The 16,371-nt window shown below is 72.2% G+C and carries 11 protein-coding genes and 1 riboswitch; of the genes, 7 read left to right on the plus strand and 4 right to left on the minus strand.

Features of this window, described 5'->3' with window-relative positions:
* Positions 1 to 144: 144 nt before the first annotated feature.
* Positions 145 to 1,398, minus strand: coding sequence for a citrate synthase (locus OTB20_RS32490; RefSeq protein ID WP_267823060.1), 1,254 nt, complete (start codon positions 1,396 to 1,398; stop codon positions 145 to 147).
* 55 nt (positions 1,399 to 1,453) lie between these two features.
* Here OTB20_RS32490 and OTB20_RS32495 point away from each other — a divergent pair, with 55 nt between their 5' ends.
* On the plus strand, positions 1,454 to 2,629 hold the full coding sequence (locus tag OTB20_RS32495; protein ID WP_267823062.1) for a citrate synthase/methylcitrate synthase: 1,176 nt from the start codon (positions 1,454 to 1,456) through the stop codon (positions 2,627 to 2,629).
* Between the two features lie 20 nt (positions 2,630 to 2,649).
* Positions 2,650 to 3,861 carry a CobW family GTP-binding protein gene (locus OTB20_RS32500; protein WP_267823064.1) on the plus strand — a complete coding sequence of 404 codons (1,212 nt, stop codon included), beginning with the start codon at positions 2,650 to 2,652 and terminating at the stop codon, positions 3,859 to 3,861.
* A 15-nt stretch (positions 3,862 to 3,876) separates the two neighbouring features.
* On the opposite strand, the gene OTB20_RS32505 is transcribed toward OTB20_RS32500, so the two are convergent.
* Positions 3,877 to 5,925 (minus strand): restriction endonuclease, encoded by a 2,049-nt coding sequence (locus tag OTB20_RS32505; RefSeq protein WP_267823066.1) that lies wholly within the window; start codon positions 5,923 to 5,925, stop codon positions 3,877 to 3,879.
* A gap of 113 nt (positions 5,926 to 6,038) precedes the next feature.
* A complete protein-coding gene (locus tag OTB20_RS32510) occupies positions 6,039 to 8,492 on the minus strand; it encodes a DNA gyrase/topoisomerase IV subunit A (RefSeq protein WP_267823068.1) in 2,454 nt (817 codons plus the stop codon).
* A gap of 247 nt (positions 8,493 to 8,739) precedes the next feature.
* On the opposite strand from OTB20_RS32510, the gene OTB20_RS32515 reads away from it, so the two are divergent.
* From OTB20_RS32515 to OTB20_RS32530, 4 genes are all read left to right on the plus strand, one after another.
* Entirely contained in the window at positions 8,740 to 10,110 is a 1,371-nt protein-coding gene (locus OTB20_RS32515) for a M16 family metallopeptidase (protein WP_267823069.1), read from the plus strand.
* A 20-nt stretch (positions 10,111 to 10,130) separates the two neighbouring features.
* Positions 10,131 to 11,498 carry a M16 family metallopeptidase gene (locus OTB20_RS32520; RefSeq protein ID WP_267823079.1) on the plus strand — a complete coding sequence of 456 codons (1,368 nt, stop codon included), beginning with the start codon at positions 10,131 to 10,133 and terminating at the stop codon, positions 11,496 to 11,498.
* 226 nt (positions 11,499 to 11,724) lie between these two features.
* A riboswitch (cyclic di-AMP (ydaO/yuaA leader) is annotated at positions 11,725 to 11,884 on the plus strand.
* A gap of 12 nt (positions 11,885 to 11,896) precedes the next feature.
* Positions 11,897 to 12,691: a M23 family metallopeptidase gene (locus OTB20_RS32525; RefSeq protein ID WP_267823071.1), complete on the plus strand. Its 795-nt coding sequence runs from the start codon at positions 11,897 to 11,899 to the stop codon at positions 12,689 to 12,691.
* Positions 12,692 to 12,863: 172 nt separating this feature from the next.
* A complete protein-coding gene (locus tag OTB20_RS32530) occupies positions 12,864 to 13,529 on the plus strand; it encodes a GntR family transcriptional regulator (protein ID WP_267823073.1) in 666 nt (221 codons plus the stop codon).
* 342 nt (positions 13,530 to 13,871) lie between these two features.
* On the opposite strand, the gene OTB20_RS32535 is transcribed toward OTB20_RS32530, so the two are convergent.
* The gene (locus OTB20_RS32535; RefSeq protein ID WP_267823075.1) at positions 13,872 to 14,153 is read right to left on the minus strand and encodes an HPr family phosphocarrier protein; all 282 of its coding nucleotides are present in this window, start codon (positions 14,151 to 14,153) and stop codon (positions 13,872 to 13,874) included.
* Positions 14,154 to 14,337: 184 nt separating this feature from the next.
* Between OTB20_RS32535 and OTB20_RS32540 the strand changes: the two genes are divergently transcribed.
* On the plus strand, positions 14,338 to 16,371 hold a 2,034-nt coding region (locus tag OTB20_RS32540; protein WP_267823077.1), incomplete at its 3' end, for a GNAT family N-acetyltransferase.

Consider the following 16,371-nt stretch of genomic DNA (forward strand, 5'->3'; position numbering starts at 1 on the left):
CCCCCCCCCCCCCCCCCCCCCCCGCCGGCACCGCCTCCCCGCGCCACACTCCGCAGAACCGGCCGTGCACCTACCCCGCACCGCGGGGAGTCCGAGGCCCACTCCAACTGAGCCCCGACTCCGCCCCCGAGTACACCCCGCCCGTCACGGCAACGGCTGTGGCGGGCGGGGCCCGTGGTACTGCCCGCTCGGCCGCATCCGCAGCGGGCGCTCCTGGTACTCCTCCAGCGCGTGCGCGATCCACCCGGCCGTGCGGGCCACCGCGAACACGGTCTCCCCGGCCTCCGGGGCCATCCCGCAGGAGACCGTCAGCACCGCCAGTGCGAGGTCCACATTGGGATACAGGCCACCGCCGTGCCGGGCCATCACCCCGGCCACCTCGCGCGCCGCGCCCAGCGCCGGACCGGCCTGCGCCAGCGCCTCCAGTCGCGCGAACAGCGCCGTCGCCCGGGGGTCCTCGGCCTCGTACAGCCGGTGCCCGAGCCCGGGCACCCGGCGCCCGGCCCGCAGGTACTCCGCGACCACGGGCGCCGCGCCGCCCCGCTCCAGCACCTCCACCAGCATCCGGTGCGCGAGCCGACCGGCCGCCCCGTGCAGGGGTCCCTCGAGTGCGCCGAGCCCGGCCGAAACCACCGCGTACGGATGCGCGCGCGCCGACGCGGCCACCCGTACGGCCAGGGTCGAGGCGGCCAGATCGTGGTCCGTCAGCAAGGCCAGGGCCAGGTCCAGTACGGCCAGCGCGTCCGGATCGGGGTCCAGGACGGAGAGCCGGGGCCACAGCTGCCGGGCGAGCCGGCCGTCCCCGCCCCATTGCGGGGGGCCGACCTCGGGCAGGGCGCCGACCAGGGTGGGGATCAGGGCGCGCGCGGAGCCCAGCACGGACGCCTCGGAGAGGTCGAAGCGCAGCGGATCGGCGACCGCCGCGGCGGCGACGGCCACCCGCAGCCGGTCGACCGGACCGCTGTGCTCGGGCAGCGCGGCGACCGCCCGCCGGGCCGCGGCGAGGGACTCGGGGGGCGCGGTGAACCGGGCCCCGCGCACCAGGGTCCCCGTCCAGAGCCACTCGGCGACTTCCTCGTAGCGGTAGTGCGAGGCGAGCTCCACGGCGTCCACGCCGCGGAAGTAGTACCGGTCGGGCTCGATGAGGGTGAGCGCGGTGCGTACGGAGAGCTCTCCTGCGGAAGCGGCGGAACCGGAGGGACCTGCCGCCTCGCGCCGGCTGCGCCGGGCCAGGGCCTCCACCTCGCGGGCGTCGAAACTGCTGGCGCGTCCGACCGGGTCGCGGCGGCTCGTGAGCTGGCCGCGGCTGACGTATGCGTAGACCGTCGCCGGCTTCACCCCCAGCAGCCGGGCCGCCTCCTGGGTGCCGATCCGCCGCTCACCGGGGTCGTCGTTCATGACGCACACCCTACATATATTGATTGGATCAATATTGACAGTGATTCATTCCATCATGGATGGTCGATCCATGAACACCACCGTCGCAACCGCCGAAAGCCCCCGCGGACTCGCGGGAGTCGTGGTCACCGAGACCCAGCTCGGTGACGTCCGAGGCCGTGAGGGCTTCTACCACTACCGCCAGTACTCGGCCGTCGAGCTCGCCGAGAGCCGCACCTTCGAGGACGTGTGGCACCTGATGTTCCGCGGCGCACTGCCGGCCGACGCCGCCGAACGGGCCGCCTTCACCGCCGAGATCGCCCCGCTGCGCAGCCTCCCCGCCGAGGTGCGGGACGCCCTGCCTGCCCTGGCCCGCGCCACCGCCCTGTCCGGTCCGCTGGCCGGGCTGCGCACGGCGCTCTCGCTGCTCGGTGCCTCCGCCGGCTTCCGCCCGGTCTACGACCTGACCCCCGAAAGCCGGGCCGCCGACGCGCTGGCCGCCTGCGCCGCCGTACCCACCCTGCTCACGGCGCTGTACCGGCTGGGCCAGGGCCTGGATCCGGTGGAACCGCGCGAGGACCTCCCGTACGCGGCGAACTACCTCTACATGCTGACCGGTCGGGAACCCGAGCCGGTCAGGACCCGTGCGGTCGAGCAGTACCTGATCTCCACGATCGACCACGGTTTCAACGCCTCCACCTTCACGGCCCGGGTGATCGCCTCCACCGGAGCCGACGTCGCGGCCTGCCTCACCGGGGCGATCGGCGCGCTTTCCGGCCCGCTGCACGGCGGCGCCCCCAGCCGGGCCCTGGACACTCTCGACGCCATCGGCACGGCGGACCGGATCGACCCGTGGATCCGCGAGCGGGTCAGGGCCGGCGACCGGATCATGGGCTTCGGGCACCCCGTCTACCGCACGGAGGACCCGCGCTCGCGGATGCTGCGCGGGATCGCCCGGCAGTTCGGCGGGCCGCTCGTGGACTTCGCCGTGGAGGTCGAGCGGCACGTCGAGGAGATCCTCGCCGAGCTCAAGCCGGGCCGGGAACTGCACACCAACGTGGAGTTCTACGCGGGCGTGGTCATGGAGCTGTGCGGGCTGCCGCGCGAGATGTTCACGCCGACCTTCTGCGCGGCCCGGGTGGTCGGCTGGAGCGCGAACGTCCTGGAACAGGCCGCCGACTCGAAGATCATCCGCCCGGCCGCCCGCTACGTCGGCCCGACCCCGCCCCGGCCCGTCCCCGCCCTCGGCTGACGCTGACTACGATCGACCGGGTGAACAGCATCCCCGTCATCGTCCTCGCCGGATTCCTCGGATCCGGCAAGACGACCGTCCTCAACCACCTCCTCGGCAACCGGGGAGGCACCCGGATCGGGGTCGTGGTCAACGACTTCGGGTCCATCGAGGTCGACGCGATGTCGGTCGCCGGCCAGGTCGGCGACTCGATGGTCTCCCTCGGCGGCGGCTGCCTGTGCTGCGCGGTGGACGGCAGTGAGCTGGACGCGTACCTGGAGAAGCTCGCCGACCCCGTCCACCGCATCGACGTGATCGTCATCGAGGCGAGCGGACTGGCGGAGCCGCAGGAGATGGTCCGGATGCTCGTCGCCAACGAGAATCCGGCCGTCCGATACGGCGGCATGGTCCAGATCGTCGACGCGGCGGAGTTCGACGCGACCCGGGTCCGCCACCCCGAGACCGACCGCCACCTGGCCGTCGCCGACCTGGTGGTGCTCAACAAGACCGACCGGGTCGACGCGGGCGAACCGACCCGGATCCAGGGCATGCTCGCCGAGCTCTGCGCACCGGGGATCCCGGTCGTCCGCGCGGACCACGGGCGGATCGACCCGGAGCTGCTCTTCGACCGCCGCCCGTGGACCGAGACGCGTGGGCAGCTGTCCTTCGAAGACCTGCTGGCCCAGGCACACGACCACGGCCACGAGCACGACGACGGCCATGGCCACGGCCACGAAGAGGGCCACGCGGGCGACGGCGACCACGCGGACCACATCCACACGGTCTACGAGAGCACGGAGTTCGTATCCGAGCAGGCCCTCGGCCCGCGCCGGTTCATCGAGTTCCTCGACCGCCGCCCGGCCGGCCTCTACCGGATCAAGGGCTTCGTCTACTTCGGTGTCCCCGGCCACGAGGAACGCTACGAGGTCCAGGCGGTCGGCCGATTCCTCCGCTTCGACCCACAGCCCTGGGGCCGGGACGAGCCGCGCCTGACGCAGCTCGTCCTGATCGGCTCGGGCACCGACGGCCCCGCCCTGCTCCGCGAGCTGGAGGCCTGCCGCGAACCCGAGCCGTGGCGCGCGGGCCCGGAGACCATGTGGGGCGTACTGCGCTACGTACACCGCCCGGCGGCGCGGGAAGCGGAGCCGGAGCCTGCCGATCCCGAGACCGCGTTCGACCCCGCCCCCGCGTTCGACCCCGCCCCCGAGTACGACCCCGCCCCCGGGTTCGACCCGGACACCGAGGACCTCTGAGCGACCCCGCGACGCTCAGGCGACCTCGATGCCGAAGTCGCCGAGCAGGGGTTCCAGGCCGCCCGGGTAGCCCTTGCCGCCGAGGACGAAGTCCCAGTCGCCGCCCTCGCGGCGCCGGAAGGAGCCCAGGACCAGGGCCGTCTCGCCGGCGCGGCCGTCCGAGACCTCCAGGCGGCCCAGTTCCTCGCCGCCGGGACCCAGCAGCCGGATCCGGGCATCCGTGAAACCGGCCAGGTCGGCGTGCGGATCGGCCTCCGGGTCGATGGCGGCGACCAGTACCAGGCGGTCGGCCCGCTCGGGCAGCTCGTCGAAGGAGACCAGCAGCGCGGCCTTGTCGGGCGCCGCGTGAGCGTGCGTGCGTACCGAACCGTCCGGGGTGCGGGGGTTGTTGAAGAACACGAAGTGGTCCTCGCTCAGCACCCGGCCGCCTTCGCAGACCAGCGCGCACACGTCCAGCGAGACCCGCCCCGCCCAGGACATGCCGAGCACGTTGTGGTCCCCGGAAGGCTCCGCCGCCCGCTGGGCCGGGACCGTGGCCGCCGCGTCCGCGCCGAGCCGTCCGCGCAGTCCGTGCTGGTGCAGCAGTTCCACGAGCGCGGCCCCGGGAACCAACTCCAGCGGCTTGCCGTTGGCAAAGGTGTACGACCCGGGCCCGAAGGTCGCGGTGGTGACCAGCACCCCCTTGTTCGCCCCCCGGTCCTGGACCGTGCCGTACAGGTCCCGCACGGCTGTCGGCGGGACCGTGTTCCGGTAGCGCTTGACCTGCACCACGATCCGCCCGCCCCGGATCGGAGCCGGGTCCAGCGCCTCCACGTCCACGCCGCCGTCACCCGACCGCTGTGTGGTCACCGCCTCCATGCCCATGGCCCGGAACAGCTCCGCGACCAGGTTCTCGAAGGCGATCGGGTCCATCGCGAAGAGATCCGGCTCCTCGTCGCGGCCGTCCGCGTGCCCGCCGTGGCTGACGACCGCGCCGACCTCCTCGGGCCTGCGCCCCGCCCGCACCGCCGTCAGCTGGTCGGGCCGCGCCGACAGTTGCCCGCGCAATCCCTCGACCAGGCAGTCGATCGCACTGACCTGCTCCAGCCGCAGCCCGGTGAAGGCGGACCGGGCGGCCGACACCGTGGCGAGCACGAGCTGTGCCTCCTGGCCGGTCACCGGATCGTGGGCGTCCACGAAGCCGTTGACCACCACGGAGTCCAGTACGCCGAACTCGTCCGCCGCGTACAGCTCGCGCAACACCAGCAGCACACACTGCGCCAGCAGGTCCCGGTACAGGGCCCGCCGTTGGGTGACCGGGCGGGCCGTCTCCTTGTCCAGGCCCGTACTGGGCACGTACCGCACGGACTTGGCCTCCGGTACCACCGGGTAGCCCGGCAGTTCCCAGTCCAGCACCAGTTGGCGCGCCCCCGGGTCGTACGCGGCCGCCACCTGCCTCGGCAGGGACTCGGGCCAGGCGGCCGAGGCGTACAGGGCGGCCGAGAAGTACTCCACCACCGCTTCCGCGTCACCCGTGCGCAGCGCACCGGCCAGCTCGGTGAGCCCGCTGTTGTGCGCCCTCACCCCGGCGAGCTGTTCCGCGGCCCACCCGTCGTACTGCTGCCGGTACGCCGTCAACTGCTGCTGCCGTTGGGCCTCCGCGGCGTGCGCGGCCTGCCAGGCCCGGGTGTACCGGGCGTGGGCCTCGCGCTCCGCCTGTGCGCGCCGGTTCGAGCCGAGCGTCCAGCCCGTGCTCTGCTGCTGGAACTGCTGCAGGTGCGGCATCGGTACGGGGTGCGCCAGCGTGCCCGGATCGAAGGGTTCCAGCCGCTCGGGCCGGACCAGCCCGGCCATCCGGAACGCCGGTGCCCGGCATCCCGCGGCCAGCAGGCCCTGCAGGGCGGCGACTTCCGCCTCGATGTGCTCCGTGCGCCGCCGGGCCTCGGCCTCGCGCTGCTGCCGGTCGGCGGCCTGCTGGTCCCGTCGGCGGCGTTCCGCCTGGCGCTGCTGGACCAGCTGTGTCTGCTGCATCCGGCGCTGGGTCTCGGCCCAGTCCCCGATCACTCCGCCCGAGCGACGACTCATCAGCTCTGTTCTCCCCAACCCACCAGTGCCAAGAGGGAAAACACTAGTCGCCATTCGGGTGGTACGTCCCCGGGACGTACCACCCGAATGGCGTCGTACCGCCTGCGGCCCTCCTACAGCGACCCCGCCAGCGCCGCGACCACGGCCGGCAGGGCGATGCCCGAGCCGTCCCGTCGCGGGTCGACGACGGGCAGCAGGGCCGGAGTGCCGTTCGCCCCGGCCGCGCGGACCGGAGAACCGCCCGCCCAGGCCAGCAGCAGCACGTCCTCGCCCTTCAGGAAACGCTGGCAGCGCACGCCGCCGGTCGCCCGGCCCTTGCGCGGGTACTGGTCGAACGGGGTCAGCTTCCCGGACTGCAGGGAGTCGTCCAGCGTCCCGTGCGAGCCCGCGACCGTGAACACCATGCCGTCGCGCGCCGGGTCCACCGCCGAGAAGTGGATCACCTTGGCGCCGTCCGAGAGCTTGATGCCCGCCATACCGCCCGCCGGGCGGCCCTGCGGGCGGACCTGGCCCGCCTGGTAGCGCAGCAGCTGGGCGTCGTCGGTGATGAAGACCAGGTCCTCCTCGCCCGTGCGCAGCTCGACCGCGCCGACGATCCGGTCTCCCTCCTTGAGGGTGATGACCTCCAGCTCGTCCTTGTTGGCCGGGTAGTCCGGCACGACCCGTTTGACCACGCCCTGCTCGGTGCCGAGTGCCAGACCCTGCCCGGCCTCGTCCAGCGAGGTCAGGCAGACGACCTTCTCGTCGGCCTCCAGTCCGGAGAGGAACTCCGAGACCGGGGCGCCGCCCGCCAGGTTCGGCGCGGCGTGGGTGTCGGGCAGCTGCGGCAGGTCGATCACCGACAGCCGCAGGAGCCGGCCGTACGAGGTGACCGCGCCGATGTCCGCCCGCGCGGTGGCCGCGACCTGCGAGACGATCAGGTCGTGCTTGGTGCGGGCGCCGCCCTCCTCCTCGGGAAGCGGTTCGGCGTTCGGCGTGCGGGCGAGCAGCCCGGTGGAGGAGAGCAGCACCCGGCACGGGGTGTCCTCGACTTCGAGGGGGACCGCCGCGACGGCCGTCCCCGCCGACTCCAGCAGCACCGTACGGCGCTGCGTGCTGAACTTCTTCGAGACCGCGGCCAGTTCCGCGGAGACCAGCTTGCGCAGCTCGGCGTCGGAGTCCAGGATGCCGCTCAGCTCGTCGATCTCGCCGGCCAGCCGGTCGCGCTCGGACTCCAGCTCGATGCGGTCGAAGCGGGTGAGCCGGCGCAGCGGCGTGTCCAGGATGTACTGGGTCTGGATCTCGCTCAGCGAGAAGCGCTCCATCAGGCGCTCCTTGGCCTGCGCGGAGTTGTCGCTGTCCCGGATGATCCGGATGACCTCGTCGATGTCGAGCAGCGCCACCAGCAGGCCCTCGACCAGATGCAGCCGGTCCCGCCGCTTGCCCCGGCGGAACTCGCTGCGTCGGCGCACGACCTCGAAGCGGTGGTCGAGGTAGACCTCCAGCAGCTCCTTGAGGCCCAGCGTCAGCGGCTGCCCGTCGACCAGCGCGACGTTGTTGATGCCGAAGGTCTCCTCCATCGGCGTCAGCTTGTACAGCTGCTCCAGTACGGCTTCGGGGTGGAAGCCGTTCTTGATCTCGATGACCAGGCGCAGGCCGTGCGAGCGGTCCGTGAGGTCCTTGACGTCCGCGATGCCCTGGAGCTTCTTCGAGCCGACCAGGTCCTTGATCTTCGCGATGACCTTCTCGGGGCCGACAGCGAAGGGCAGTTCGGTGACGACCAGCCCCTTGCGGCGCGGGGTCACGTCCTCCAGGGCCACCGTGGAGCGGATTCTGAAGGTGCCGCGGCCGTTCTCGTAGGCGTCCTTGATGCCGGAGAGGCCCACGATCCGGCCGCCGGTGGGCAGGTCGGGACCCGGTACGAAGCGCATCAGCGCTTCCAGGTCCGCCTCCGGGTAGCGGATCAGGTGGCGGGCGGCCGCGATGACCTCGCCGAGGTTGTGCGGGGCCATGTTGGTGGCCATGCCCACCGCGATCCCGGACGCGCCGTTGACCAGCAGGTTCGGGTACGCGGCCGGCAGTGCGACCGGCTCCCGCTCCTGGCCGTCGTAGTTCGCGACGAAGTCGACGGTGTCCTCGTCGATCGACTCCGTCATCAGTGACGCGGCGTCGGCCATCTTGGACTCGGTGTAACGCATCGCGGCCGGCGGGTCGTCGTTGCCGAGCGAGCCGAAGTTGCCGTGGCCGTCGACCAGCGGGAGCCGCATGGAGAAGGGCTGTGCCATGCGCACGAGGGCGTCGTAGATCGACGAGTCGCCGTGCGGGTGCAGCTTGCCCATGACCTCGCCGACGACACGGGCGCACTTCACGTAGCCGCGGTCGGGGCGCAGGCCCATCTCGCTCATCTGGTAGACGATGCGCCGGTGCACCGGCTTCATGCCGTCGCGGGCGTCGGGCAGGGCGCGGGAGTAGATCACCGAGTACGCGTACTCGAGGAAGGAGCCCTGCATTTCGTCGACGACGTCGATGTCGAGGATCTTCTCCTCGAAATCCTCCGGCGGCGGGGTCTTCGTGCTGCGGCGGGCCATCGCTGCGCGGCTCCTTAACCAAGAATCGGGATGAGCTGAGCTCTCACGGGGTGGGGGCGGTACTGGGCTGGGACGGGGGCGGGCCGGTTTCGGACAGGGGTGACGCGGACCATTGTGGCCCGAGGCACCGACAACGCCGACTCCGACCCAGGACTGGGCCGGGAACTTCTCCGGTCGCCGACACGCTTGCATACAGTGGCAGGTCTGACAGGAATCTCTGCATCGCGATCGAAGGGACCACATGCCCATGGGTCACACGGCCACAGCTCACGCCGGCTCCGGCGGCCTCACAGCGACCGAGCACCGGCTGGCCAACGGCCTGCGCGTGGTGCTGTCCGAGGACCACCTGACCCCGGTCGCCGCGGTCTGTCTCTGGTACGACGTCGGTTCGCGCCACGAAGTCAAGGGACGTACGGGCCTGGCTCACCTCTTCGAGCACCTGATGTTCCAGGGCTCGAAGAACGTCTCCGGCAACGGCCACTTCGAACTGGTCCAGGGAGCCGGCGGTTCCCTCAACGGCACCACCAGCTTCGAGCGGACCAACTACTTCGAGACGATGCCGACCCACCAGCTGGAACTCGCGCTGTGGCTGGAGGCGGACCGGATGGGCTCGCTGCTGGCCGCCCTGGACGACGAGTCCATGGAGAACCAGCGCGACGTCGTCAAGAACGAGCGCCGCCAGCGGTACGACAACGTCCCGTACGGCACGGCCTTCGAGAAGCTGACGGCCCTCGCCTATCCGGAGGGCCACCCGTACCACCACACCCCGATCGGCTCCATGGCCGATCTGGACGCCGCGTCCCTCGAGGACGCGCGTGCGTTCTTCCGTACCTACTACGCGCCCAACAACGCGGTGCTCTCGGTCGTCGGCGACATCGACCCCGAGGCGACGCTCGCCTGGGTCGAGAAGTACTTCGGCACCATCCCCGGGCACGACGGCAAGCAGCCGCCGCGCGACGGCTCGCTGCCCGAGATCATGGGGGCGCAGCTGCGCGAGGAGATCGTCGAGGAGGTTCCGGCCCGCGCGCTGATGGCGGCCTACCGGCTCCCGCACGACGGCACCCGCGAGTGCGACGCCGCCGACGTGGCGCTGACCGTCCTCGGCAGCGGCGAGTCCTCCAGGCTGCACAACCGCCTGGTGCGACGCGACCAGAGCGCCGTGGCGGCCGGTTTCGGCATGCTGCGCCTCGCCGGCGCGCCCTCGCTGGGCTGGCTGGACGTCAAGACCTCCAGCGGGGTCGAGGTGCCCGCCATCGAGGCGGCCGTCGACGAGGAGCTCGCGCGGTTCGCCGCCGAGGGCCCGACGGCCGAGGAGATGGAGCGCGCTCAGGCCCAGCTGGAGCGCGAGTGGCTGGACCGGCTGAGCACGGTGGCCGGCCGCGCCGACGAACTGTGCCGCTTCGCGGTGCTGTTCGGCGACCCGCAGCTGGCGCTGACCGCCGTCCAGCGGGTTCTCGACGTCACCGCCGAGGAGGTGCAGGCCGTGGCCGCGGCCCGACTGCGCCCCGACAACCGCGCGGTGCTCGTCTACGAGCCGCTCGCGGCCGACGACACCGATGAGTCCGGCGACGACGACGCCGCCGGCGCGAGCGACGAGAACGAGGGGGCGGAGCAGTGAGCGACACCGCAGCCGTCACGATGTCCTTCCACCCGCGCCCCGAGGCCGGCGTGCCGCAGCCGTGGGCCTTCCCGGCCCCCGAGCGCGGGGTACTGGCCAACGGCCTGACCCTGCTGCGCTGCCACCGCCCGGGCCAGCAGGTGGTCGCGGTCGAGATCAACCTCACCGCGCCGCTCGACGCGGAGCCCGAGGGCCTCGACGGCGTGGCCACCATCATGGTCCGCGCGCTGTCCGAGGGCACCGACAAGCGCTCCGCCGAGGATTTCGCCGCCGAGCTCGAGCGCTGCGGCGCCACCCTCGACGCGCACGCCGACCACCCGGGCCTGCGGGTCTCCCTGGAGGTCCCGGCTTCCCGCCTGCACAAGGCACTGGGCCTGGTGGCCGAAGCACTGCGCGCGCCGGCCTTCGCCGACGCCGAGATCGACCGCCTGGTGCGCAACCGGCTCGACGAGATCCCGCACGAGAGCGCCAACCCGCAGCGCCGCGCCGCCAAGCAGCTCTCGAAGGAGCTCTTCCCGGCCTCCCTGCGGATGTCCCGCCCCCGCCAGGGCACCGAGGAGACGGTCGCCCGCATCGACTCCGCAGCCGTACGCGCCTTCTACGAGGCCCACGTGCGCCCCGCGACCGCCACCGCGGTGGTCGTCGGCGACCTGACCGGCATCGACCTGGACGCCGTCCTGGCCGACACCCTGGGCGCGTGGACCGGTGACACCACCGCCCCGCGCCCGGTCCCGCCGATCACCGCCGACGACACGGGCCGCGTGGTCATCGTGGACCGGCCCGGCGCGGTCCAGACGCAGCTGCTGATCGGCCGCATCGGGCCGGACCGGCACGACCGGGTCTGGGCGCCCCAGGTGCTCGGCACGTACTGCCTGGGCGGCACCCTCACCTCCCGGCTCGACAAGGTGCTGCGCGAGGAGAAGGGGTACACCTACGGAGTGCGCGCCTTCGGCCAGGTGCTGCGCTCCACCGCCGACGGCAAGGGCGCCTCGATGCTCGCCATCAGCGGCTCGGTGGACACCCCGAACACCGGCCCGGCCCTGGACGACCTCTGGACGGTGCTGCGCACCCTCGCGGAGGGCGGCCTGACCGACGCCGAACGGGACGTGGCCGTGCAGAACTTGGTGGGCGTGGCCCCGCTGAAGTTCGAGACGGCCGCCTCCGTCGCGGGCACCCTCGCCGACCAGGTCGAGCAGGAGCTCCCGGACGACTACCAGGCGCAGTTGTACGCGCGGCTCGCCGAAACCGGGACGGTGGAGGCCACTTCGGCGGTCGTCAGCGCCTTCCCGGTGGACCGTCTGGTCACGGTCCTGGTCGGCGACGCCTCGCAGATCGAGGAGCCGGTGCGGGCCCTGGGGATCGGCGCGGTAACCGTGGTCACCAACTGACCACCTGTTGACCCTCGGCGGGCCGCCAACTGGTCCGCCACCCAAGGGACTCCGGCGGCTTGTCCGCCGGAGTCCCTTTTGTCTTTATTATTCCTTTAGTGGTGTGGTTGCTTGTATGTGGTGTGGCGTACGCAACAAAAAGGCGTGTCTGTTTGGCGATTGGCTGATGATCCGCCTAGCGTCGGCCGTGCTGTTCGTCAGTTGTAACCGCCGCGTCCGCGGCACCGGACAGCAATCGCCGAGTCCCCGTCAGGCGCGAGCCTGGGGAGCCGGGGACCCACTTGTGTCCCTGGGGTGAATCGGACCGCCTCGCAAGAGGGGGCCCGTAGGAGACCTTCCTGCTCCGAACCCGTCAGCTAACCCGGTAGGCGAGAGGGAAGGAAAGGATCAGCCCCTTCATGGCGTTTGGCAGTCGTGTCGCCGGTAAGCACCGTGGTTCGAGCCGTTTGAGCCGCAAGACCGCCGGTTACGCCGGTATAGCCGCCCTCGCCACCACTGGTGTCGTCGGCTCCCTGGCCGGTCCCGCGTTCGCCGCGGACCACGCCCCCTCCATCGAGGACACCGGCAGCCTCAACACCATCGTGGTGGCCGACGAACTGGCCGGCGACGTCGAGGCCCAGGCCCAGTCCCAGCAGCGGGCCGCCGAGGCCGCCGCCGCCAAGGCGCAGGCCGAGGCCGACGCCAAGCAGCGGGCCGCCGAGGCGAAGGCCAGGGCGGAAGTCCAGGCCAAGGCCGAGCGTGAGGCCGCCGAGCGTGCCGCCCGCGAAGAGGAACGCAAGCGCCTCAACACCTTCGTCGCCCCGGTCTCGGGCTCCTACGTCAGCACCCAGTACCACGCGGGCGGCGCCATGTGGTCCTCCGGCAGCCACACCGGCATCGACTTCCACGCCAGCTCCGGCACCTCCGTGCACGCGGTCGGCCTGGGCACCGTCATCGAGGCGGGCTGGGGCGGCGCGTACGGCAACAACGTCGTCATCAAGCACGCCGACGGCACGTACACGCAGTACGGCCACATGCTCTCGCTGAACGTCTCCGTGGGCCAGCAGGTCACCCCGGGCCAGCAGATCGGCCTGTCGGGCAACAGCGGCAACTCCAGCGGTGCGCACCTGCACTTCGAGGCCCGTACCGGCGCCGACTACGGCTCGGACATCAACCCGCTCACGTACCTGCGCTCGCACGGCGTCGACGTCTGACCAGGACGCCTCACCGCACGTCTTCCACGAAGGCCCCGGCTCTCTTCGAGCCGGGGCCTTCGTGTTTCGCGTTGTGTGAATGTTTCGTATTTCCGGCCGCCCTCGGAAATTATCGTGTGTTGCAATAGAGTCGCAACGCGCACACCCATACGAAAAAGGCGGAGGTCCGGTCTTGCGTATTCCCGCGCACACGGTATGCACAGCGATCCGCGACGACATCGTCTCCGGGGTGTTCGGGCCCGGCGCCCGGCTGACCGAGGAAGTGCTGGCCCGCCGGTACGGAGTCTCGCGCGTCCCGGTGCGCGAGGCACTGCGCACGCTGGAGTCGGAGGGGTTCGTGACCACCCGCCGGCACGCGGGCGCCTGTGTGGCCGAGCCGACCGAGCAGGAGGGTGCCGACCTCCTGGAGCTGCGGATGCTGCTGGAGCCCCTCGCGGCCGCCCGGGCCGCCCGCAGGCGCAGCGAGGCCCACCTCAAGGTGCTGCGCGGCCTGGTCAGACTGGGTCAGGAGCGGGCCAGGAGGGGCCAGGGGGAGGATCTGCGCTCCCTGGGCGGCTGGTTCCACGAGACGCTCTCCCAGGCCTCGGGCAGCCCCGGGCTGATCGCGCTGCTCACACAGATGCGCCACAAGGTGGCCTGGATGTACGTGGTGGAGGCCCCGGCGCGGCCCGTGGAGTCCTGGGCGGAGCACGGCGCGATCGTGGACGCGGTGGCCCGGGGCGACGCCGAGCGGGCCCGGGCGCTGACCGCGCTGCACGTGGACCGGGCGGCGGGGGCGCACCGCAGGCGCGTGAGGACTTTGCAACCTGCCGTAAACACGGCAAGCGCCCCGCATTAACAAACGCCGTATACAAAGGGGGGATATTCGGGCCGGGAATTCTTTCCCGCGTGCCGTTCCGCCGGAATTCGGTCCGCCGGAACCGCTCCGCCGGAATCCTGCCTACCGGAATTCGGTCCACCGGAATTAGATCCACCTGGAATCGAGTGTGCCGGACAGTGCGCCGGACCGGGTCCACCGGAACCAGGCCCACCGGACTCGAGGCGCCCACGTCCGCGCCCGGGCCGGCCGGCTCCCGGGAACCGGCGGACTCCCGCGCGGAAACCGGCGAAGCCGTTGCCCCCGACCTCGGTCGGGGGCAACGGCTTCGCCGTGCGGGTCCTGCGAGTCGAACCCGAAGGGTCAGACGGTCTCGGGGAGCTCGTCGAGGCCCTCGGCGACCAGCTTCGCGAGGCGGTCCAGCGCGGCCTCGGCACCCTCGGCCTCGGACGAGAGGACGATCTCCTCGCCGCCCTGGGCGCCCAGGCCCAGAACCGCCAGCATGGAGGCGGCGTTGACGGGGTCGCCGCCGGCCTTCGCGATGGTCACCGGGACGCCGGAAGCGGTCGTCGCGCGGACGAAGATCGAGGCGGGACGAGCGTGCAGGCCCTCGGCCCACCCGACGTTGACGCGGCGCTCTGCCATGGTGATGCCCTTCAGGTTCTTACGGTTGTCTAGACCAGTCTCTCACGGCGTCCGGAATGGTCGAACCGACCTTCGGCCCAGGTTTCCCGCCATTCGACCTACCCCAGCTTGCACTGATTCGAGCCAGCTTGCCCGAAGCGCCGCGCCCAGGCCACCCGAGCCGTTCGAGCCTTAAGGTGGCCCCATGACCACCGAGTCCGACCCCTCGTATCCGGACCACTGGGAAGCCGACGTCGTCCTTCGCGACGGTGGGACGGCCGGGATCCGGCCCATCACCACCGATGACGCGGGCCGGCTGGTCAGCTTCTACGAGCAGGTCTCGGACGAGTCCAAGTACTACCGGTTCTTCGCCCCCTACCCCCGGCTCTCCGACCGCGACGTGCACCGCTTCACGCACCACGACTACGTGGACCGGGTCGGCCTCGCCGCGACGATCGGCGGCGAGTTCATCGCCACCGTCCGCTACGACCGGATCGGTGCCGACGGCCGCTCGGCCACCGGACCCTCCGACGAGGCCGAGGTCGCCTTCCTCGTCCAGGACGCCCACCAGGGACGCGGGGTCGCCTCCGCCCTGCTCGAACACATCGGTGCGGTGGCCCGCGAACGCGGGATCCGCCGCTTCGCGGCAGAGGTGCTGCCCGCCAACGGCAAGATGATCAAGGTGTTCACCGACGCCGGCTACCAGCAGAAGCGCAGCTTCGAAGACGGCTCCGTCCACCTCACGCTCGACCTCGAACCGACCGCCGAGTCCCTCGCCGTCCAGCGCGCCCGCGAACAGCGCGCCGAGGCCCGCTCCGTAAAGCGGCTGCTGGCACCCGGCTCGGTGGCGGTGATCGGAGTCAGCCGCTCCCTCGCGGGCGTGGGCGCGGCGGCCCTGCGCAACCTGCGCGACAGCGGCTTCCACGGCCACCTCTACGCGGTCAACGAGGCGGTCACCCGGGATCTGCTCGACGGCGTACGGGCCTACCCCACGCTCGGCGCGGTCGGCGCCCCGGTCGACCTCGCGGTCATCGCGGTCCCGGCGGACCGGGTCCCGGACGCGGTGGCGGCCTGCGGCGAACACGGGGTGCAGGGGCTCGTCGTCCTGTCCGCCGGATACGGCGAGACCGGGGCCGAGGGAATGGCCCGCCAGCGCGAACTGGTGCGGCAAGTGCGCTCGTACGGGATGCGGCTGATCGGGCCGAACGCCTTCGGGGTGATCAACACGGCCCCCGAGGTGGAACTGAACGCCTCGCTGGCGCCCGCTCCGGCCCCCGCGCGGGGACGGGTCGGCCTCTTCACCCAGTCCGGAGCGATCGGCATCGCGCTGCTCTCGGGGCTGCTGCGGCGCGGGGAGGGGCTCTCCTCCTTCATCTCCGCCGGGAACCGGGCCGACGTCTCCGGCAACGACATCCTCCAGTACTGGTACGACGACGAGGCCACCGACGTCGCACTCATGTACCTGGAGACCCTGGGCAACCCGAGGAAGTTCACCCGGCTCGCCCGGCGCACCGCGGCCGTCAAGCCGGTGGTCGTCGCCAAGGGAGGCCGGCACACCCCCGCCGGACACGTGGTCCCCGGCACCCGGCTGCCCGAGGCGACGGTCTCCGAGCTGCTGCGGCAGGCGGGCGTCATCAGGGTCGACACGGTGACCGAGCTGGTGGACGTCGGCCTGCTGCTGGCCTCGCAGCCCGTACCGGCCGGGCCGCGGGTGGCCATCCTCGGCAACTCCGAATCGCTCGGCGTGCTCACCTACGACGCCTGCCTGACCGAGGGACTGCGGCCGCTGGCGCCGCTCGATCTGACCACCGCCGCCTCGCCCGAGGACTTCCGTACGGCCGTCGCCGCGGCGCTGGCCTCGCCGGACAACGACGCCGTGGTCGTCACCGCGATCCCCTGGGTGAGCGAGCACGCGCTGGCCGACGATCTGGCGGAGGCACTGCGCGCGGCGGTCGCCGAGCACCCCGGCAAGCCGGTGGCAGTGGTCCACGTGGAGCTGGGCGCCCTGGCGGAGGCGCTCTCGGCGGCTACGGCGCCGGCCGCCGCGACCGCCCTGGCGGACGCCCTGCCCGCGACGCTGCCGACGCCCGCGACGGCGCTGGCGGCATTGGCCTCCGCGCCCCCGGCCGGCATCGGGTCCGCCACCGGCCCCGCCCCCGGCTCAGCCTCGGGGCCCGCCTCCGGCTCCGCCGCGGCGGCGCCGGTGGCCGGCCCCGAGCCGCCCGGCGACGCCACAGGG

Origin of the sequence: Streptomyces sp. H27-H1, assembly GCF_026627445.1 — a bacterium.
GTDB lineage: Bacteria > Actinomycetota > Actinomycetes > Streptomycetales > Streptomycetaceae > Streptomyces.